This window comes from Streptomyces sp. NPDC051183 (assembly GCF_040682455.1).
Classification (GTDB): domain Bacteria; phylum Actinomycetota; class Actinomycetes; order Streptomycetales; family Streptomycetaceae; genus Streptomyces.
The window spans coordinates 97,161-115,336 of sequence record NZ_JBFBBA010000030.1 but is presented as its reverse complement, the minus strand read 5'-3'; the positions used below and the strand labels follow the sequence as shown (position 1 = coordinate 115,336).

Sequence of the window (18,176 nt, the reverse complement as noted above, 5' to 3'; positions counted from 1 at the left end):
TTCGAAATGAGGGTCCGCTTCACGATCTGGGACCAGATCACCGGCGCCGCCGGCGTGCCCTCCGAAGCCTGAGCAACCAGCCGCCAACGGCTTCCTCACGCCCTCAGACGATCACCCCACCGACAACGTGACAGCACCGGCATGAGGGCTTCGGCGACCAGGCCGGTGCCGGTGCCCACGTCCAGCAGGCGCCGCGGCCGGCGGTCGGGGGCGTAGGCGGCGAGGCGGTTCGCGAGGTCGTCGGGGATGCCGGGGCGGTACTGGCGGTAGTAGCTGAAGGTCCCGGTGAACAGGCTCATGACGTGGTCCCTTCGGGGGTGTTGAGGGTGCGGATGAGGGCGGCCGCGTCGGCGAGGGTGGCGGCCACGTGGACATGCTGGCACCCGACGGTGGGCGGTATGCCGGGAATAGGACGGTCTTTGGAGATCCACGCCGGGACGGCGACGGCGCCGAGGGTCCCCATGGGGCTGTCCGGCGGTTAGACACCGCCTGCAGGCCCCCTGTCCCGTACGCCGTCCAGCGCGGTTGGCTGGACCGGGCCCTAGAAGTGGTCCGGAAGCCACGGCTCGTGATCCGTCGTGCTCCGGATCAGGCTCGCGAGTTCATGTTCAGACGCAGCTTGAACTCCGGCCATTCGGGCACTGGTGGCAGTTCGGTAGCCACCGGCGTACCAGACCGCGAGCTGCCGCTGGGTCAGATTGACCTTTCCCGCGCTGGACGTGGGGGTGAGTTCCGCGCACCCGTTCTTGACGTGGAGCAGCCATCGGTCCCAGCCGTCGCAGGTCGGGTTCTCGATCTCGACGTGGATCGTGGTGGTGAGGTCGGCGGGCCAGCCGCGCAGCCGGATGGCTTCGGGTGCGTTGAGGATGCGGATCATCCAGGGGTGCCAGGACTCTGCGGTGGTGCGGTGGTGGCGGAGGTTGTGGAGCAGGGCGGGGTAGGGCGGGAGGGCGCCGCGGCGGAAGGTGATAGTACGGGCGCGGGTGTTGTGTCGGCCGAGGAAGGCGAGCATCGCGGAGGCGGTGGGCTGACTGGCGGCCCAGAAGTCGTGGACGACCAAGCTCATGCCGTGGCGCTCGTGCCGTTTGGTCGTCAGGGTGAGCAGGCCGGCGGTGGGGAGGCCGGGGCGGGCGAAGCGGTACGTGGTCAGGTTGCTCTTTTCCTGCTTCCACCGGGTCCACCATGCGGAGCGGTGAACAGGTCCGTTCCACTGTCGGGCGAGCTGGTGCTGGAGGGTGGCCGCTTCGTCGCTGAGTCCGTGTTCGACTTCGAAGTCCTCGCCGGTGAAGGACTTCTTGAGGTCGTCGGTGGCCACGGCCCAGGCGAAGACGTCGACCGGGGCTTCCCAGCCGAGGCGCCGGGCGTAGCCGGTGGAGGAGGTGACGATGGTGGAGATCACCGCCCCGCGGTCGATGAGGGGCCGCAGGCGCTCGGTGGCCATGTCGGCGGCCAGGTGCTCGCCGCGTTCTTCGGGGGCCACGCAGCCGTCGCCGAGGCAGGCGCTGGGTACGGGGGCGCCGCCGAAGAACTGGTCGACGAGGAGGCCGAGGCCGCCGGCCACGACGCGGCCGCCGCGGAGGGCGACCTGGAGGTCGGCGTGCTCGCGCAGGTGGGTGACGTCGGAGATCGGGTGTCCGTAGGCACGGGCGGCGAGCTGGTCGTACTGCTCCCACAGGCCGCCGTCGGCCGCGGTGAAGGTCAGCGGATGGTTCACGGGCCCGCCCTTCTAATAGTTGGTGGCGTCGCGGACGGTGTCGGCATCCAGGGGGACCAGGAAGGTCCGGCTGAAGGCCATGACGTTGGTGTCCGTCTGGTTGCGCGCGGTGGTGTGGCAGGTGATGACCCCGGTGCCGGGGCTGCTTTCCGAGGCGCGGCGGGTGAGGATCCTGGTTTCGGCGTAGAGGGTGTCGCCGATGTGGACGGGGGCGGTGAAGCGGACGCGGTCGACGGCGAGGTTGGCGGTGGTCAGGCCGCTGATGCTGCGGACGGTCATCCCGGCGACGAGATTGAGGGTGACGCCGGAGCAGACCAGGATCCGGCCCCACCGGGTCTGGCTGCTGTAGTGGGCGTCGGTGTGGATGGGGGCGACGTTGCCGCTCAGGGCGGCGCCGAGGAGGCTGTCGAGTTCGGTGACGGTCCGACCGGGCCGGTGCTCGATGACCAGGCCGGGGGCGAGCTCGTCGTAGGAGAGGCCGACGCTCTCCCGGATCCGCTCTTCGGCGATGGCGCGGTATCCGTGGGGCAGAACGGTGCTCATGATGCCCGGTCCGCTTCGGCGACCAACGCGCGGGCTGCGTTGAAGAAGGGGGTGCCGCGCATGTGGCCGTCGACGGTGGTGACCGAGCCGCCGCTGGCGTCGGCGGCCGCGACGATGGCGCGGGCCTCGGCGATCTCCTGGGCGGTGGGGGTGAAGACGTCGTCGATCACCTTCACGTGGCGGGGGTGGACGCAGCCCTTGCCGTAGAAGCCCAGTTCCTTGGCGCGTTCGGCGTCGCGGCGCAGGGCGTCGGGGTCGTCGATTTCCCAGGTCGGGGCGTCGATGGCGGGGATGTTCGCGGCGGTGGCGGCGTTGATGAGGGCCGAGCGGGCGTAGCGCAGGGCGTCCCAGTCCAGGCCGCAGCGGACGGAGGCGGCGTAGTCGGCGGAGCCGAAGATGACGCCGCCGAGGCGGGGTGCGTGCGTGATCTCGGGGAGCGCGTTCAGGGCACGAGGGGTTTCGATCAGGGCCCAGATGTCGGGGGTGTAGCCGTCGGCGTCCAGGGCGGCGGCCACGAGTTCGACATCGCGGGCGGATTCCACCTTGGGGACCACGATCAGATCGGGACGGGAGGCGTAGGCGGCGAGGGCGACGAGGTCCTTGATGCCGTCGAGGGTGGTGAGGCTGTTCATGCGGATCCCGAGCGTGCACGGCGGTTCAGGGAGGGCGAAGAAGGCTTCAGAGGCGGTGCGGGCGGTCGCCTTGTCGGGGAGGGCGACGGAGTCCTCGATGTCGACGACGGCGACCGAGGCGCCCGAGGCGCGGGCGGCCTCGAAGCGGTCGGTGCGCAGGCCGGGGGTGATGATCCAGGCCCGTCCGGGCCGGCGGCTGGTGTGAGTCATGGGGTGGTCTACCTTCCGGTGCGCTTGGTGGTGATGAGGAGGTCGAGCTGGCCGAGGGTGGCGGCGGTCTTGATGTCGCTGTCGGTGACGTCGATGCCGTATCGGTCGGTGAGGAGGACGGAGAGCTCGACGACGGCGAGGGAGTCGAAGCCGGCGTGGTCGAGGCTGGCGTCGTCGGCCAGCCCGTCAGCGGGCAGACCCAGGTCGTCGGTCAGGATGCGGGCGAGGTCACCGGTCATGCCGGGGCTCCTTCCAGGCGGCGGGTGCGGGAGAGGTCGGGCCAGGTGAGGGTGAGGGCGCCCCAGGTCAGTCCGGCGCCGAACGCGGTGAGCAGGGTGCGGTGTCCGGGCTTCAGGTACCCGTCGGACGAGGCCCGGTCCAGCAGCAGGGGGATGGAGGCGGCCCCGGTGTTGCCGACCTCGGCCACGTTGCCGAGCCGGCGGTCCGCGGGGACGCCGAGCTGGCGGGCGACGAAGGAGGTGATGCGGTGGTTGGCCTGGTGCGGGACCAACCGGTCGACGTCGCCGAGGTCCCATCCGGCGGCGGTGGCGGCCTGCCGGGAGGCGGTGGTCATGCGGTCGACGGCGTGGCGGAAGACGTCGGCTCCGTCCATGTGGAGGGCGCCGGGGTGGTCGGCGCGGATCAGGTCCGCGCCGGTGCCGTCGCTGCCCAGCACGACCGAGCCGAGCGCCCCCGGTTCGTCTGCGGTGCCGCGGCGCAGCAGCAGGGCGCCGGCGCCGTCGCCGAACAGGGGGACGGTGGTGCGGTCGTCGGGGTGGGGGAGGCTGGCCAGGCGGTCCGCCCCGATGACGAGGACCGTGCGCGCGGTGTCGGCGGCGATGAGTCCGGCGCCGGTGGCCATCGCGTAGAGGAAGCCGGTGCAGCCGGCGGCGAGGTCGAAGGCGGGGATGCCGGTGAGTCCGAGGCGGGTGGCGACGGTGGGCGCGGTGGCCGGGCAGCAGCGGTTCGGCGTGGTCGTGGCGAGGACCAGGGCGTCCACGTGGTCCGGTTCGTTGCTGGTCAGGGCTTGGGTGGCGGCCCGCACGGCGAGGTCGGCGGTGGACTGCTCCGCTCCGGCGACGTGCCTGCGGGTGATGCCGGTCCGCGAGCGGATCCACTCGTCGGTGGTGTCAAGGCGCGCGGTCAGGTCCTCGTTGGAGACGATGGACGGAGGGAGCGCGGAGCCGACGGCGGCCACAACGGCGGCCCGGGTCATCGTGTGCCCGCCTTGATCTGCCGGGCGACGTCGCCGATCAGGTCTTCCTGCCCTGCGACGATCTGCCGCTCGCCGAGGGCGAGGAACAGGTCGATGGCGTCGACGCCTTCGGTGCGGGCGGCTTCCAGGACGGGGCGCTTGAACCCGGAGAACACTCCGGCCAGCCCGCCGGCCACCGCGATGGAGTCGATGGACGGCGGGGCCTTCATCAGGTGGTCGGCGGCGACGTCGGCGGCGGACAGGATCTCGCGCAGGCCGATCCCGGTGTCGATGCCGCGCCGGTCGAGGACGGCCACGAGGGCTTCGAGCTGGGTGTTGCCCGCTCCGGCACCGAACCCGCGGGCGGTCGCGTCGATGACGGACGCCCCCGCGTCGACGGCGGCCAGCGAGTTCGCCACGGCCAGGCCCAGGTTGTTGTGGCCGTGGAAGATGACCGGGACGTCCACGGCTGCGGCGATGGTGTGGATCCGCGCGGCGACGTCGCCGGGCAGGTAGTGGCCGGCGGAGTCCATGATGCCGACGGCCTGCGCGCCGTACTTCACCATGAGGGCGCACTGCTCGGCGAGGCGCTCGGGGCTGGCCATGTGGCTCATGAGCAGGACGCCTTGGGCTTCGGCGCCGATGGCGCGGGCGGTTCCGAGGTGGCGTTCGGTGACGTCGGCCTCGGTGCAGTGCGCGGCGATGCGTACGACGTCGGCGCCGAGGTGGACGGCGGCCGTCAGGTCGTCGGAGGTGCCCCAGCCGGGGGCCATGAAGACGCCCATCTTCGAGGAGGTGAGGGCTTCGCGGACGGTGGCGAGCATCGTGGCGTCGTCGAGGAGGGCGCGGCCGATCTGGAGGCTGGAGGCGCCCAGGCCGTTGCCGTGGCCGACTTCCACGACCGGCACCCGGGCCGCGTTCGCGGCGGTGGCGTAGGCGCGGAGCTGGTCGGCGTCGAGCTGGTGGCCGACCGCGTGGTGCCCGTCGCGCAGCGTCGGGTCGTGGATCACAACGGGGGGACGGGGATCGTTCGGCGTGCTGCTCACAAGCATGGATCCCTTCATCGGGAGGAGACGGCGGACTGCTCGGCGAGCAACACGGCAGCGGCGTTGATGATGTCGACGCTTCCGCCGTGCCGGGGCAGGTGGCGGCCGGAAGGGGTCACTTCCACCACGACCTGGATCCGGCCGGGGTCCACCGCGAGGGAGGTCACCCTGAATCCGGGCACGTACACACGGACCGCGTCGGCGGCGGCCCCGATGCTCGTACGCACCGGCGCCGGGCGGAAGTTGTCGGCGAGGACGGTCATGACCACCCGGAACGGCGGGGCGGGCCGGGCGGGGCTGATGTTCACCATCACCTTCGCCTCCCGGGTGCTGGTGAAGGCCCGGATCGCGGCCGAGGTGGTGGCGATGTACTGGTCGAGGTTGAGTCGGGTGGCCGGACCGGCGCTCGCGCTCGCCCCCGTGGAGACCACCTCGATGTAGGCCGGGGCGCAGCGCTGGGCAATGGCGTGGAGGATCGGGATGGAGGCTTGGCCGCCGCAGCTGACGAGGTTGAGGTGCCGGTGAGCCGCCGAGCGGTATTCCGTGATCCCCGGCACGGTGACCGTGCCCAGACTCGTGGGGGTCAGGTCGATCAAGGTGGTGCCGGTCGGCCGCAGCGCCGCCCAGTGCTCGGGGTGGCTGTCGGCGTTGGTGGCGTCGAAGACGACGTCGAACGCTCCCGCCTCCACCACGTCGCGGACACCGCCCGCGGCCGTGGGATGGCCCATCTGTGCCGCCCGGCGCAGGCCCAGACTGTCCCGGTTGCGCCCTGCGACCAGGGCCAGCTCCAGCTTCGACGACCGGGCGATCTTGCCTGCGAGGTCGACGCCGATCAGACCCGCGCCGAGTACGGCGACGCGCCTTCGTTCTTCAGCAGCCATCGGCCGCTCCTTCGTTCAGGGGAGAAGGGTGGATATGCAGAGAAGCGGTGCCGGACTCGTTACCGGACGCGCAGCTCGACCGGTGGCAGGTGCGGCGACTGGGCGCGGACCGTGCTTCCTGCCTCCAGCGGGAGGCTCGCGTGCACGGCGCCGGCCAGGACTAGCTGACCGGCCCGCAGACCTTCGCCGAAGCGGTGCAGCCGTTCGGCGAGCCAGACCAGGACGAGCAGCGGGTCGCCCAGGACCGCCCGTCCCTCACCCGTGGCGACGGCGGTGCCGTTGACGCTGACGACGAGCGGCTCGGCCGCCAGGTCCAGGTCCTCGTCCAGGGGCACCATGGGGCCGGTGACCACCCGCCCGCAGGAGGCGTTGTCGGCGATGCTGTCCGCGATGGTGATCTGCCAGTCGGTGAACCGGGTGTCGATCACCTCCAGGGCGAGGAACACCTCCTTCACCGCTGCCCGCGCTTCTTCCAGGGCGACGTCAGGCCCGTGCAGGTCGCTGCCGAGCCGGAAGGCCAGTTCGGCCTCCACCCGCGGCTGCATCAGCACGGAGCGGTGCACGGTGCTGCCGGTGGTCAGCACCATGTCGTCCAGGAGGACACCGGAGTCCGGCTCGTCGACGCCCGCCTGTTCCTGGATGGCCTTGGAGGTGGCGCCGGCTTTGTACCCGACGACCCGGGCGCCGGCCGCCACGTGCTGGGCCACGGTGGCCGCCTGGATGCGGTAGGCGGTCTCCAGCGGCAGGCCGGGACGGCTCCGGGTCAGCGGCTCGACCGGCACGTTCTCGTCCTCCGCAGCCAGCAGCGCCGCCGCAGCGGCGGTGACCCAGCGTTCATCAGACTCATCCATGAAGATCCCTCCCAGGGCATGGGGCATCCGTAGGGCTCGCAGACGTGGGCACGGGAGCAGATCCGGGGCGGCGTCTATACGGGACGCCGGCCGCCGGGCTCGGGCCTGATGAAGAGTCAACCGCCGGGCGCCGCGCAGCGGTACGGTGACGGGCAGGCCAAGCGGTATATCGCGTATATCCCAGGCAGGTGCCATGACCATGCGCACGCCGAACGACCAGCTCAGAGCCCTCATCGCGGAATCCGGCCTCACCTACGAGGCGCTGGCCAAGGCCGTTTGCGCCGTCGCGGCCGAGTGCGGCGCACGCTTACGCACGAACAAGTCGAACATCGAGCACTGGATCGGCGGCTCCGCACCCCGCGGGGACACCCCCCGCTTCCTCGCGGTGGCCCTCTCTCGGCGCCTGGGGCGCCTGCTGACCCCCGCCGACCTCGGACTGCCCTCCACAGCCGAGGCCGAAAGTGACACCATCGGACTGTCCCTCGGAATCGACCCGCTGGACGCCCTGCTGCCCATGTGGAGGTACGAGTTGGACCGCCGCCGCTTCCTGACGGCCTCCGCCTACTCCGTGGCAGCCGCCGCCCTGCCTCTGGCCCACGTCCAGGACATCGCCGCCCGCACCGCCGCCGCCCGCACCGGCCACACCGTCGGCATGGCCGAAGTCGCCGCCGTTCGCGACATGATCAACGCGTTCTCCGAAATGGACGAACGCCACGGCGGACAGCACGGCCGCAGCGCCCTCGTCACCTACCTCCGCGACGACGTCGCCCCGCTGTGCCGGGCCCGGTTCCGCACCGACGAGGTCCGCCAGCACATGCTCTCCGCCGCCAGCCGCGGCGTGCACCTGCTCGGCTGGAAGTCCTACGACGCTGGCCAGCAAGGACTCGCCCAGCGCTACTACCTCCAGTCCTACGCCCTGGCCACCGAATCGGGCCTTCGCGGGCACGACGGGTTCGTGATGCGCACCATGGCCATGCAGGGCCTCAAACTCCACCGCCCCGAGCACTGCCTGGGGCTGGCCGAGACCGGCCTGAACCGGGCCAAGGGCCACGTCGACGCCCAGACCGAAGCCCTCTTCCGCGTCGTCCACGCCCACACCCTCGCCAAGAGCGGCAAACACCGCGCCGCCCTGGCCGCCGCCGAACACGCCCGCACCCTGCTGACCGGCGCAACCGGGGACGAGGTGCCGTTCTGGGCGCTGGCCTGGGGGCCGCCGGCCGCGTCCGTGTACTCCCGCACCGCCAAGGTCCACGAGACCATCGGCGACCACCGCGCCGCCGCCGAGCAGTACGGGCTGGCCGCCACGGCCCGCCCGTCCTCCACCTACGCGCGGATCGTCGCCCTGGACCTGGTCGCGGGCGCCGAGATGCACCTCAAGCGCGGCAGTATCGAGCAGGCGTGCGCCACCTGGCACCGGGCCATCGACCACATGGGCGGCGTCCGCTCCGTACGGACCCGCAAAGCAGTCTCGCGGATGCGCGGCGACCTGGCCCGCTTCCGCGCCCGGGGCCTGCGCTGCGTGGCCGACCTCGACGAGCGCGGCCGTGAATTCCTCGCGGGCGCCTGAACCCCTCCCACAGGATCAGAAGCTGGCGGCGTATCGCCGGACGATCGGGGCGAGGTAGTCCGCCCGTGGCCCGGCCAGAGCGATCAGGTCCTCCGGGGAGCGCACCAGCGTGATGGCATCGAGCTCGGGCTCATGCCCGCGGGCCCGCTCGGCGGCCACGGCCTCGTCGAAGGCCTCGCGAACCACGGCTTCGGGCAGCGGCGGTGCCAGGTAGGTCAGGCCGACGCTGCCGTTTTCCCCACGGGTAACAACCCACAGCCTGAGCGCCTCGGCGGGTACGTCGATGCCCACTTCCTCGATCAGCTCACGCCCGGCCTGGCCAACCAAAGCCGGCTCGTCCAGCACTTCGTCGGCCCCAGGCGGCTCTACGGAACCGCCCGGAAGCTGCCAGCGACCGGGCGCGGCCGTCGAAGTCGACATCCTGGCCACCAGCACACGACCGTCCTCGACCGGCTGGACGACGTTCACGAAAAGCGACGGCAGTGCTGTAGCGCCGGGTACCCGGCGAAGGGCGTAGTGGCGGTACGTCACCGCCGCCCAGGACAGACACAGGACGCTCGGGGCAGCCTGTTTCAGCTCCGCACAGGCCACCACCGGTCCGTCGAAGAGGTCTGGGTTGGCCTCGACGGCCAGGTCCCACACGCGGTCTCTGGCAGCTTGCGCCGACGCTGACAGCGGCGGCTCCGATACCTCTTTCAGGCGGATCCGATCAACGTCGAACAGCTCCAAGCCGAAGGAGGGCAGCGTCTCGGTCACCAGCCCATCGTAGGACGAGCGCAGCCGGACGGTGACCTGGTCCGGGGCGCTGGCCGTTGGCAGCGCCCCGGACCAGGGGGCATCGCGCTGCCAGCGGAGTTCACAGGGTGGGGCGGGTGCGGGATGCCGCCGGCGTGGGGGTGTCCTTCGCCGTCTCCGGCTTCGGGGGCGTCTTGGTATCCGGGGCGGGCTGGCTGTCGGGAGCGGGGGCCGGGGCGGTTGCCGTGGGGAGGGTGAGTTTCTGCCCGGGGACGATCAGGTCCGGGTTGTCGAACGTCCCGCCGCCGGGCAGCGGCTTGCCCCGGTTGGCCTCGAAGATCTTCGGCCAGTCCTCAGGGTCGCCGTGCTCATCAGCGATGCCCCACAGGTTTTCACCGGACTTGAGAAGCCGTATCTCAACCGATCATGGAACGTGTGGGTCGAACGCGTTTTCCGGGCGGGTGATCTTCGGTTGGCCGGCGCATGAAGGCGGGGCCCCTTGGTAGCTCGGAGGTGCGAACCTCACCGAGCGGCCCAAGGAGACCCCGTTGTCCTATGTGTACGCGGTCACGCCTGTCGACTTCAACTCAGCCGCTATGTCGTGCGATTGTCTCGCGCACGTGTACGGCAACGCGGCCGACCAGCCAGATCGGGTGCCGCGCTACCCGTCGGACATGTCGGACGCGGAATGGGCGGCGGTGCGGCCGCTGCTGCCCACTCCGGCCTGGCTGGAGAAGAAGGGCGGACGCCCGGAGAGCTACTGCCACCGTCAGATGTTGGACGCGATCCGATACCTGGTGGCGGGTGGTATCTCATGGCGGGCGATGCCGATGGACTTTCCGCACTGGGCCCGGGTCTACGCCTTCTTCCGCCGCTGGCGCCGGGAGGAGCTGGTTACGGAGTTCCACGACCGGCTGCGCGGGCAGGTGCGGACCCGGGAGGGCCGGGAGGCGGAGCCGAGCGCGGGGATCATCGACGCGCAGTCGGTGAAGGGCGCCGCGACGGTGCCGGCCGCCTCACGCGGTTACGACGGCGGTAAGGCCATCAACGGGCGCAAGCGCCACGTGATCACGGACTGTCTCGGTTTGCTCCTGGTCGTCGCGGTGACCGCTGCGAACGTAGGGGACCGCGAGGCGGCCACCGGGTTGCTGGCCCGGCTGCGGATGCTGCACCGGGAGATCACCGTGGTCTGGGCCGACGGCGGCTACACCGGCGGCCTGATCGAACGGTGCCGTGACAGGCTCGCGCTCACCTTCGAGATCGTGAAACGCACCGACGACACGGCGGGGTTCGTGGTGTTGCCGAGGCGTTGGGTGGTGGAGAGGACGCTGAGCTGGCTGATGCATTCCAGGCGTCTGGCCAGGGACTACGAGACCCTGACGGCCACCAGCGAGGCAATGATCCGCTGGTCGATGATCACGCGGATGAGCCGGCGGCTGGCGCGGCCACGAGCCGCCGCCCGGCACTGAACATCCCCGAGGGCTCCTGGAGCAACCACCCGCGCTCGCCCAGGCGTTTCGCCTTCGAACGCACTCCTTCGACCTTTGCCGGCACCGACGTGTCCAGGCCAAGGGCCGCTGCGATGTCCTTGGCCCGCATCGCCTCGCCACCCGGCCGGTCCTGCAGCACGTTGACGATCCGCTGATTATCGAGCGAGAGCACCGACACCGGCAGTTCCTCCCGCCAGTGCGGCACGATCACACCCGGAACCGGCGCGGACACCGACCCGGGCAGCACGGCGGGCGCCGTCTCCTGCCCGCCCTCGGTTTGCGTCACGGCCGTGCTCTCGGCGGCGGACGCGGCCAGTGCCTCGACGAGCTCCTCGCGAGCGATCACCCGGCGGTCCAGCTCGACCTCGCCGGCCTCCAGCGCCGCCGTCGCACGCGCCGCCTCCTCGCGCAGCACCTCCACCCGCTCACGAGCACAAGCCTCCCGCGCTTCCAGCAACCCCAGCATCGACGTCATCGCGCACCCCTCGACGATCAGGCGGAAACAAGACGCGGGATCACTTCCTCCCCCGAGCGAAACCATGCCTGACCAGGGAGAACTCAACGATCATGTTCGGTTGAGATACGGCTTCTGAGCACACGGCAGCGCTGGCCTGGCTCGGCACCACGGCAGCTGAGCGGCAGGTGGTCGAGTCCGCCCTGTGTGCGTTGTGGGCGGAGCCCCGGCTCCGCGAGGACCTGCGCGATGTTGTACATCCGGTGCTCGCTGCCGGTTTCACCCATGGCGACGGCACCGCGATGGAGGGGAAGGAAACCGAGCGGCTGCTGTGGAGGTTCTGGCACACCGGCCGCGAGCTCGGTTACCTCGATCCGGAACGGTCCATCGACGCTCCGATCTCCCTTTCCGCCACAGGCCGCTCGGCCGCCCTCGCCGCCCTCCGCCTTCTGGCCGAGGGCCCAAGCGGCCACATCTGAGCGCGGCTCAGCGGGCTGTCAGCCCGGCGTCGGTGAGGCGCCGCATCAGCGAGGGCTTGCCGCGGTGCTGCTCGCGCAGGTCGTGCAGGCGCCGCGCGAACTCCTCGGGGGTGCTGGTCCGGTCGTGGACCTCGCGGAGATCTTTCAGGAGGGTGACGGCGGCGTTGTAGGGGCCTGGCTGCTTCTGCCCGATCAGGATGGCGATGTCCTGCCAGGATCGCTCGGCGTTCTCGGCCAGGTGGTCCAGGTGGCTCTCCCGGGCCCGCTGTTGGGCCCGGCGGGCCTGGGTGCGGGCCTGTTCCTGCTGCTGGGTGCGCTCGTTGCGCACCTCGTGGGCGGCGTCGAGGAGCTCCGCGGCTGAGCGGCGCCGGGTGGCGGTGGAGGGTTCGGCTGTGCCGTGGGACGCGGCGCGGTGGCGGGCCAGCAGCGCGGGGCCCGGCTGTGGGGCGCTGCCCAGGGCGGCGTCCAGCAGCAGGGTGTCCTTCTCGTGCCCGGGCAGGGCGCGGATCCAGGCGGCGAGTGCGTCCTTGTCGACTGCCTGGGAAGGGGCGGCGCGGCTGGCGCGGGCAGCCGCGGTGAGCAGGTGCGGATTGATGTGCAGGAAGTCCGCCAAGGCCTGCTGTGAACCAGTGAGTTGGGCAAGGCCAGCGGGTACGGGCGGCTCGATGTCGGAGGTGTACTCGTCCTCGTCGACGTCCTCCTCCAGCTCCCATCGGGTGAGCGCAGAGAGCCAGGCCAGATAGAGAGGGCGCAGGTCGCCTGCGGCGAGTTCGGTGCGCAGGGTGGTGAAGGAGGCGAGGGTGTACGAGGTCTCGAAGTCCCACTCGCCGCCGTCCTCGGCCGAGTAGGAGAAGTCGAGTAGCAGCTGCCCTTTCCTGGTCCAGCAGGTCAAGGCTTCTTCCGCGCAGTACGGTTCGGCGCTGCGGGCGGGCAGCAGTGTGGTGGGCAGGCGCAGCATCAGGCGCCGCGAACCCCAGTTGGCGAAGTACAAGTGGGCGTCGTACAACTGCTCCACCAGTTTTCGCTCATCGCCGCGGAAGTTGCCGTAGTGGTACTCGTTGACGAAGTGCGTCGCGCTGATCCGGGCCCGGCTCGACAGGGCCCGGACCTGCGCGAGCTCGTCCTTGGTCAACGGTCGGTCGATGGCTTGGAACTCGTAGTACTGGTACTCGCTCACGGCCGTGCATGCTACCGCCAGGCGCCGCGACTCGAAGGGGTTCGGCGGTGGTACGCGACGTTCGGGTGAGTCCGTGCACAGTCGTGGTCCGGCGGCGCCGTCGGGTTCGTAGAATTCGGGCCGAGGACGGCAGGTCCGTAGGGGGCGGAGGGCAGGGGCGTGGTGGTGACACCGAGGGAACGGCTGGCTGCGCTGCTCGGCGGGGTGGAGACGGGAGGGACCTTCAGCGCCCGGCTGGAAGCGCCTGCGGTCGGCCTGGGCCTTGAGGTGGCCGGGGTCGGGCCGGTGCGCCTTCCGCTGCGGGCGACCCAAGTGAATCGGCTGATCTCGGTGGCACGGCCGGCTCTGTTCGGAAAGGGCGAGGAGACGCTGAGCGACACCAGCGTGCGGGACACCTGGCAGATCGGCCCGGATCAGATCAGTCTTGCCGGTCCTGCTTGGCCGTCGCTGCTGAGCGGCGCGCTGGAGCACTTCCGAGACGCTCTCGGGCTCCCGTCGGCGACCCGGCTAAGGGCCGAACCGCACGCGATGCTGGTGTACGGGAAGGGACAGTTCTTCCTTCCGCACCAGGATTCGGAGAAGGATGACGCCATGGTGGGCACGCTGGTGCTGTCCCTGCCTTCGGCGCACACGGGGGGAGAGCTGGTCGTCGAGCACGCTGGGCAGGAGTGTGCCTACCGTGGCTCGAAGACGGATCTGACCCTGTCGCCTTCTACGCCGACTGCCGGCACCAGGTCACGCCGGTGCGAACCGGGTACCGCGTGACGCTCACCTTCAACCTGATGGCCGTGCCGGGGACTTCGACAGAGGTATCCGGACCGCTGGCGGAGCTTGCACACAGTCTGGAGCGGCACTTCGGGTCGCCCGTCACGCCGCGCTACGGCAGTCACGAGTCGGATCCGCCGAACCGGCTCGTGTACCTGCTCGATCACGAGTACACCCAGCGGGGTCTGGGCTGGGAGCGGCTCAAGGGGGCCGACGCGGGGCGTGCCGCGCTGCTGCGTGCCGCCGCCGAGCAGGCCGGGTGCGAGTCGGTGCTCGCCCTGGCCGAGGTGAAGGAGACCTGGGACGCCTATCCCGAAGGGGACGATCCCTGGGACGACTACGGGTACGACGAGGACGACGAGGACGAGGGCGGCGACGCGGGCGCGGACGGGGACTACGTTCTCCAGGAGCTCGTCGACGACGAGATCACCCTGGGCTGGTGGACCGGTCCGGACGGTACCGGCGGCGAGCAGATCTCCTTGCGGGTTGACGACTACGAGGTGTGCGCGAGTACCGCGAGCGCGGACCTGACGCCCTACGACTCCCAGTACGAGGGCTACATGGGCAACTACGGCAACACGCTGGACCGGTGGTACCGGCGGGCCGCGGTCGTCATGTGGCCGCGTGAGCGGGCCTTCGCGGCACGCGGCGAGGCCGGATCGGAGTGGGCCCTGGAGGAACTGCGCGTCGGCATCGCGCGGGGTGACCTGGACCGGGCGCGTGACCGGGCCCTGTCCCTCGCCCCGTTCTGGAAGCACACCCGCCCGCAACGCGAGCTGTTGGACTGCGCGCTGCAGGTGGCTGTCGGCCTGGAGGCGGCCGAGACCGCGGCGATGCTGCTGGAGCCGTTCCAAGCAAGCGCGCTCGGCCCGGAGCACGCCGGCGCACTGGCCGCGGCAGCCGAGCGGTACGGAACCGCGTGGACGTGCCGGGTCGTCGAGGTCTGGTTCACGTCGGCCCACCGCCTCGACTCGCAGCAGTACCAGTGGACGGAGCGGTTGCCGGAGCTGTGTGCGGCGCTGCGTGCCCGTCGCGCGCCGGTGGCGGCGCGGCTGCTGGCCGCCGGGGTCTGGGCCGCGGTGGACCGAGACCTGCGGCTGTGGACCACGACCGGGCCGGCCGACATCCGCCGTGCGCAACTGCGGCAGCTGGCCCTGCCGCTGCTACGCATCCTGGTGGCGGCCGACGCAGAGCAGCGGGACGGGATCGCGGCAGCGCTGCGCGAGTACAGGGACACGGCGCTCGAGTGCCTGATGCCGATGCTGCGCAGCGCCGCGGAGGCGTTGCCGGAAGCCGAGTGGGGCGCAGCGGGGCTCGACGCGATCGGGCAGGACTGCGCGGACCGGCTCCGCGTGGTGTGCGAGCGGGCGCCGCGCGCCGCTGACGACTGGTCCGTGGTCTGGACCGGGTGCGGCTGCGAGCTGTGCGGTGCCCTCGGTGCGTTCCTCGGCTCCCGGTCGCGGCGGGTCCTGGAATGGCCGCTGGCGAAGGAGGGACGGCGGCATGTGCACTCCAGGATCGACTCGGCCGAGCTGCCGGTGCTTCACCAGACCAGGCGGCAGGGACGCCCGTACACGCTGGTGCTGACGAAGACCGAGGAACTGTTCACCCGTGAGCGGACGGTCCGTCGCCAGGCCGCGGCGGACCTGGCATGGCTGATGCGGCCGCGGAACGGATGACTGCGGATTCCCGGGCGGCGGCCTCGTCGCGCTACGGAACGGCATGCCGGCGACGAGGCTCCGTGGCTGTCCGGAGCAGGAAGAGCGGGCCGAGGGGTGTTTGCGGTCGGAACGAGGAAGACGGCGAGGTTCAGTTCGAGGCGGCGCTCCCCGTCGGCCCCGCCCAGGACCTGCGGGGATCCGCGCGGAGCCAGGCTCTACAGGGCGACGAGCGCGCTGGCGCAGGCCGGCTACCACACCCCCCGGCGACCACTCGATGAGGGACACCAGACGACTCATCGGGGTCGGGGAGGGTCGGTATTCTCATCGGTCGGCGCTGCCGGGCGGGACGACCCATTCGGTGGGCTGGCCGGTGAGGGAGGCGATCATGTCGAAGTCTCCGTCGTAGTGGAGGACCGTTCGCCGGTTCAGTTCCGCTGTGGCGGCGATGAGAAGGTCGGGGAGCGACAGGGCGCGGTGGAAGCCTGCGTTGAGGGCATGGCGCTGGATCTCCAGTGCGCGAGTGAAGGTGTCGTCGTCGCCGTGCAGGTAGTCGAAGGCGTGGAGCCAGGTGCTGATGCGTGTCGCCTCCGCGCTGTCCCGGGCTGAGTGGATCATCTCGTACTCGGTGGGTTGGCAGACGGCGAGGAGGTAGCGCTCGTGGAGGGGCTTGAGTACCTCTCTGACGCCGGGTTTCGTCCAGCGGGCGAGGGCGGACTTGTCGATCAGGTAGCGGTCCTGCATCAGGCGGCCCGGCCGCCGTCGCGCTTGAGGGATCCGTCGGCGTTGCGGGGGCCGGTGTTCTCGACGATCTCGCTGAAGTCGAGTTCGCCGGCGTCCATGGCGTCGAAGAACTCCTGCCGCAGGTGCCTCTTGACGGCGTCTTCCATGGCGAGGCGGACGGCTTTGGCCTTCGTTTTGGTGCCGAAGATGCGCATGGCCTCGGTGACCATGTCTTCGTCGAGGTCGATGACAGTTCTGGCCATGTCGATGATCCCTTCGCAGATGCTCTCGCCAATGAAACGATACCATTTGTTTGCTGTAGTAGATATCGTTTTGGTCGCAGGTCTCGTCGTGAATGGAGGTGGCGGCGTTCGTGCCGAAGTGCCGCGCGGTCGCTTCTTGCGGGAAGTGGATAGTCGTCCTCATGCCAGGTTCGGCCCCTGCCAGGCGTATCGTCGGAAGCGACGGGGTGGCGAGGGGAAGCCTGCCAGGCGGCTCCGCCCCCTTCTCGGTGGAGGTCGACCTCCACCAGATTCGACCCTACGGCTGAGCTGATGGTGTACCTGGCGGGCGGCTGCCCCGGGCGGACTGGCTTGCGTGAGCGCTGCGTGAGCGGACGGGGTGGATTGGGTGGCAGGTGGGTTGAGGGTCGCAGGGCTCTGACCTGGGGAAACTGGGTCCTGTGGCACGGCCCGGCACCAACCGGGATGATTTTGTGGGGCCTCGTAATGCGTAGGTCTCGGGTTCGAATCCCGAAGGCGGCTCAGAGAAAGCCCAGGTCACATAACTTGTGACCTGGGCTTTTTGCCTTTCCGCTACACCCGCGGGCATGTGGCGACCGGAGCCTGGAACCCCGTGCGTGAGCATGCGTGAGCGCCAGATCGGGGGAACTGGGCCCGAGCTACCGGCCAGCGCGAAGGGCGGCGGCCGACTCCAGGAGACCGTCTCGCTCCAGGCGATCAAGTACATCGCCCGCGACCCCGGGCGGATTTCGCCATGAGTCTGCGATCTGTTGGACGGCGGCAAAGACCCTCTGGCGATCGAGGTCGATCTGGGCCAAGACGAAGTCATCCGCGGAGACGGCTTCGACGTTCCATGTACTCAGCGTCTCGTCGGGGAAGTCCTTGAGGTTGTTGGTGACGATGAGTTGAGCCCGGGACTTGACGGCGGCAGCGAGCACGTGACGGTCGTCGGCGTCCGGCAGGTCCAGCGCCGACTCCAAGGGCTCGTAGTCCTTGACGAGGCAGTCCCGAACAGCGCGCATCATCAACTCGCGTGTACGGGTCAACCTCGCAGGCTCGAGGTCTGGCCTGTTGGCCTGAAGATTCGTGAAGACCTCATCGAGGATCCGTTCGGTCCATTTGGCCTGCACGAGCCCGGCTTGGGCTATGCGGATCAGAAGATCGCGCAGCGTGCTCGGGTACAGGATGCAGGCGTCGTAGACGACGATGAACGCCACGGGGTCAGATCAGCCCCATCTCCTGGTTCAGGGCCGTTAGTTCGTCTGCTGCCGCCCGTCGTTTCTGGTCGTCCTGGCGTTGGTACTCAAGCAGGGACTGCGCCTTGATCCGGCGGTGGGTGCCGACCTTCCGGTAGTCGATTTCGCCGGCGTCCAGCAGTCCGATCAGGAACGGCCGGGACACGTTCAGCATGTCAGCGGCTTGTTGTGTGGTCAGCTCGGCGTGTTCGGGGACGATGGAGACGGCGCGGCCTGCGGCCATGTGGCTCAGTACCGTCGCCAGCAGTTCCACGGCCTCTCGGGGCAGCTCAAGATCGGCATTTGCGTCCTCGATCCGGAAGCGGATCCGTTCGGCGCGAGGGGAGCGCGCGAGGGACCTCTTCACAGGCATCAGGGCCCGGGCCGCAAAGTCGGCATTCGCCCCGGACGGAGGCGTGGGCCGAGCGGTCGACGTGCTCATTGTGTGACCGTCCCTTCGTGTGGCGTCTGAGTCGCGATGAGGCAACCCTTAACCGCATTATCTGCAGCATTCGCAATAACCGCAACAAGATTCGTTCTGGTGGCGTGGTGCCGTGGTGGCGGGGCGAGCGAGGCCGG

General features: G+C 70.3%; 23 protein-coding genes. 5 read left to right on the top strand and 18 right to left on the bottom strand.

What is annotated here, in order from left to right; translation table 11 throughout:
• Positions 1-95 precede the first annotated feature (95 nt).
• The 10 genes from AB0M99_RS25300 to AB0M99_RS25255 all read right to left on the bottom strand — a co-directional run bounded on the left by AB0M99_RS25300 (position 96) and on the right by AB0M99_RS25255 (position 7,072).
• Positions 96-299, bottom strand: coding sequence for a hypothetical protein (locus AB0M99_RS25300; RefSeq protein ID WP_365924126.1), 204 nt, complete (start codon positions 297-299; stop codon positions 96-98).
• The gene (locus AB0M99_RS25295; protein WP_365924124.1) at positions 296-463 is read right to left on the bottom strand and encodes a hypothetical protein; all 168 of its coding nucleotides are present in this window, start codon (positions 461-463) and stop codon (positions 296-298) included. The genes AB0M99_RS25300 and AB0M99_RS25295 overlap by 4 nt, the downstream gene beginning before the upstream one ends.
• Before the next feature lie 78 nt (positions 464-541).
• The gene (locus AB0M99_RS25290; RefSeq protein ID WP_365924122.1) at positions 542-1,714 is read right to left on the bottom strand and encodes a GNAT family N-acetyltransferase; all 1,173 of its coding nucleotides are present in this window, start codon (positions 1,712-1,714) and stop codon (positions 542-544) included.
• 12 nt (positions 1,715-1,726) lie between these two features.
• A complete protein-coding gene (locus tag AB0M99_RS25285; RefSeq protein ID WP_365924120.1) occupies positions 1,727-2,257 on the bottom strand; it encodes a MaoC family dehydratase in 531 nt (176 codons plus the stop codon).
• The gene (locus AB0M99_RS25280) at positions 2,254-3,099 is read right to left on the bottom strand and encodes a CoA ester lyase (protein ID WP_365924118.1); all 846 of its coding nucleotides are present in this window, start codon (positions 3,097-3,099) and stop codon (positions 2,254-2,256) included. Before AB0M99_RS25280 ends, AB0M99_RS25285 begins: the two co-directional genes overlap by 4 nt.
• An 8-nt stretch (positions 3,100-3,107) precedes the next feature.
• A complete protein-coding gene (locus AB0M99_RS25275; protein ID WP_365924116.1) occupies positions 3,108-3,338 on the bottom strand; it encodes an acyl carrier protein in 231 nt (76 codons plus the stop codon).
• The gene (locus AB0M99_RS25270) at positions 3,335-4,315 is read right to left on the bottom strand and encodes a beta-ketoacyl-ACP synthase III (protein WP_365924114.1); all 981 of its coding nucleotides are present in this window, start codon (positions 4,313-4,315) and stop codon (positions 3,335-3,337) included. The genes AB0M99_RS25275 and AB0M99_RS25270 overlap by 4 nt, the downstream gene beginning before the upstream one ends.
• Entirely contained in the window at positions 4,312-5,340 is a 1,029-nt protein-coding gene (gene dmpG, locus AB0M99_RS25265) for a 4-hydroxy-2-oxovalerate aldolase (RefSeq protein WP_365924112.1), read from the bottom strand. The genes AB0M99_RS25270 and dmpG overlap by 4 nt, the downstream gene beginning before the upstream one ends.
• Positions 5,341-5,354: 14 nt before the next feature.
• A complete protein-coding gene (locus AB0M99_RS25260; protein ID WP_365924110.1) occupies positions 5,355-6,221 on the bottom strand; it encodes an acetaldehyde dehydrogenase (acetylating) in 867 nt (288 codons plus the stop codon).
• Positions 6,222-6,280: 59 nt separating this feature from the next.
• A complete protein-coding gene (locus AB0M99_RS25255; protein WP_365924108.1) occupies positions 6,281-7,072 on the bottom strand; it encodes a fumarylacetoacetate hydrolase family protein in 792 nt (263 codons plus the stop codon).
• 199 nt (positions 7,073-7,271) lie between these two features.
• Between AB0M99_RS25255 and AB0M99_RS25250 the strand changes: the two genes are divergently transcribed.
• Positions 7,272-8,639 carry a hypothetical protein gene (locus AB0M99_RS25250; protein ID WP_365924106.1) on the top strand — a complete coding sequence of 456 codons (1,368 nt, stop codon included), beginning with the start codon at positions 7,272-7,274 and terminating at the stop codon, positions 8,637-8,639.
• 15 nt (positions 8,640-8,654) lie between these two features.
• Here AB0M99_RS25250 and AB0M99_RS25245 read toward each other — a convergent pair whose 3' ends face one another.
• A complete protein-coding gene (locus tag AB0M99_RS25245; RefSeq protein WP_365924104.1) occupies positions 8,655-9,395 on the bottom strand; it encodes an NUDIX hydrolase in 741 nt (246 codons plus the stop codon).
• A gap of 100 nt (positions 9,396-9,495) precedes the next feature.
• Positions 9,496-9,753 (bottom strand): hypothetical protein, encoded by a 258-nt coding sequence (locus AB0M99_RS25240; protein WP_365924139.1) that lies wholly within the window; start codon positions 9,751-9,753, stop codon positions 9,496-9,498.
• 295 nt (positions 9,754-10,048) lie between these two features.
• Between AB0M99_RS25240 and AB0M99_RS25235 the strand changes: the two genes are divergently transcribed.
• Complete coding sequence (locus tag AB0M99_RS25235) at positions 10,049-10,843, top strand: IS5 family transposase (RefSeq protein WP_365924137.1); 795 nt, start codon at positions 10,049-10,051, stop codon at positions 10,841-10,843.
• Here AB0M99_RS25235 and AB0M99_RS25230 read toward each other — a convergent pair.
• The gene (locus AB0M99_RS25230; RefSeq protein ID WP_365924102.1) at positions 10,791-11,405 is read right to left on the bottom strand and encodes a hypothetical protein; all 615 of its coding nucleotides are present in this window, start codon (positions 11,403-11,405) and stop codon (positions 10,791-10,793) included. The two genes, AB0M99_RS25235 and AB0M99_RS25230, sit on opposite strands and share 53 nt — an antisense overlap.
• Before the next feature lie 101 nt (positions 11,406-11,506).
• Between AB0M99_RS25230 and AB0M99_RS25225 the strand changes: the two genes are divergently transcribed.
• Entirely contained in the window at positions 11,507-11,797 is a 291-nt protein-coding gene (locus AB0M99_RS25225) for a hypothetical protein (RefSeq protein WP_365924099.1), read from the top strand.
• A 7-nt stretch (positions 11,798-11,804) separates the two neighbouring features.
• Here the strand turns inward: AB0M99_RS25225 and AB0M99_RS25220 are convergent, their stop codons facing one another.
• A complete protein-coding gene (locus tag AB0M99_RS25220) occupies positions 11,805-12,974 on the bottom strand; it encodes a hypothetical protein (RefSeq protein WP_365924097.1) in 1,170 nt (389 codons plus the stop codon).
• A gap of 159 nt (positions 12,975-13,133) precedes the next feature.
• Here AB0M99_RS25220 and AB0M99_RS25215 point away from each other — a divergent pair, with 159 nt between their 5' ends.
• Both AB0M99_RS25215 and AB0M99_RS25210 read left to right on the top strand, forming a co-directional pair.
• A complete protein-coding gene (locus tag AB0M99_RS25215) occupies positions 13,134-13,739 on the top strand; it encodes a hypothetical protein (RefSeq protein ID WP_365924095.1) in 606 nt (201 codons plus the stop codon).
• Positions 13,718-15,418 carry a hypothetical protein gene (locus tag AB0M99_RS25210; protein WP_365924093.1) on the top strand — a complete coding sequence of 567 codons (1,701 nt, stop codon included), beginning with the start codon at positions 13,718-13,720 and terminating at the stop codon, positions 15,416-15,418. Before AB0M99_RS25215 ends, AB0M99_RS25210 begins: the two co-directional genes overlap by 22 nt.
• 303 nt (positions 15,419-15,721) lie before the next feature.
• Here AB0M99_RS25210 and AB0M99_RS25205 read toward each other — a convergent pair whose 3' ends face one another.
• From AB0M99_RS25205 to AB0M99_RS25190, 4 genes are all read right to left on the bottom strand, one after another.
• A complete protein-coding gene (locus AB0M99_RS25205) occupies positions 15,722-16,141 on the bottom strand; it encodes a PIN domain nuclease (protein ID WP_365924091.1) in 420 nt (139 codons plus the stop codon).
• Complete coding sequence (locus AB0M99_RS25200; protein WP_365924089.1) at positions 16,141-16,383, bottom strand: type II toxin-antitoxin system VapB family antitoxin; 243 nt, start codon at positions 16,381-16,383, stop codon at positions 16,141-16,143. The genes AB0M99_RS25205 and AB0M99_RS25200 overlap by 1 nt, the downstream gene beginning before the upstream one ends.
• Positions 16,384-17,021: 638 nt before the next feature.
• The gene (locus tag AB0M99_RS25195) at positions 17,022-17,579 is read right to left on the bottom strand and encodes a PIN domain-containing protein (protein WP_365924087.1); all 558 of its coding nucleotides are present in this window, start codon (positions 17,577-17,579) and stop codon (positions 17,022-17,024) included.
• 4 nt (positions 17,580-17,583) lie between these two features.
• Positions 17,584-17,964 carry a helix-turn-helix domain-containing protein gene (locus AB0M99_RS25190; protein ID WP_365924085.1) on the bottom strand — a complete coding sequence of 127 codons (381 nt, stop codon included), beginning with the start codon at positions 17,962-17,964 and terminating at the stop codon, positions 17,584-17,586.
• Positions 17,965-18,176 lie beyond the last annotated feature (212 nt).

Excerpts from the sequence above, each read along its gene's own strand:
- AB0M99_RS25285 (WP_365924120.1), bottom strand. The coding sequence starts at position 2,257 with ATGAGCACCGTTCTGCCCCACGGATACCGCGCCATCGCCGAAGAGCGG.
- AB0M99_RS25250 (WP_365924106.1), top strand. The coding sequence starts at position 7,272 with ATGCGCACGCCGAACGACCAGCTCAGAGCCCTCATCGCGGAATCCGGC.
- AB0M99_RS25280 (WP_365924118.1), bottom strand. The coding sequence starts at position 3,099 with ATGACTCACACCAGCCGCCGGCCCGGACGGGCCTGGATCATCACCCCC.
- AB0M99_RS25295 (WP_365924124.1), bottom strand. The coding sequence starts at position 463 with ATGGGGACCCTCGGCGCCGTCGCCGTCCCGGCGTGGATCTCCAAAGAC.
- AB0M99_RS25300 (WP_365924126.1), bottom strand. The coding sequence starts at position 299 with ATGAGCCTGTTCACCGGGACCTTCAGCTACTACCGCCAGTACCGCCCC.
- AB0M99_RS25235 (WP_365924137.1), top strand. The coding sequence starts at position 10,049 with ATGTCGGACGCGGAATGGGCGGCGGTGCGGCCGCTGCTGCCCACTCCG.
- AB0M99_RS25270 (WP_365924114.1), bottom strand. The coding sequence starts at position 4,315 with ATGACCCGGGCCGCCGTTGTGGCCGCCGTCGGCTCCGCGCTCCCTCCG.
- AB0M99_RS25260 (WP_365924110.1), bottom strand. The coding sequence starts at position 6,221 with ATGGCTGCTGAAGAACGAAGGCGCGTCGCCGTACTCGGCGCGGGTCTG.
- AB0M99_RS25200 (WP_365924089.1), bottom strand. The coding sequence starts at position 16,383 with ATGGCCAGAACTGTCATCGACCTCGACGAAGACATGGTCACCGAGGCC.
- AB0M99_RS25275 (WP_365924116.1), bottom strand. The coding sequence starts at position 3,338 with ATGACCGGTGACCTCGCCCGCATCCTGACCGACGACCTGGGTCTGCCC.
- AB0M99_RS25230 (WP_365924102.1), bottom strand. The coding sequence starts at position 11,405 with ATGGTTTCGCTCGGGGGAGGAAGTGATCCCGCGTCTTGTTTCCGCCTG.
- AB0M99_RS25205 (WP_365924091.1), bottom strand. The coding sequence starts at position 16,141 with ATGCAGGACCGCTACCTGATCGACAAGTCCGCCCTCGCCCGCTGGACG.
- AB0M99_RS25255 (WP_365924108.1), bottom strand. The coding sequence starts at position 7,072 with ATGGATGAGTCTGATGAACGCTGGGTCACCGCCGCTGCGGCGGCGCTG.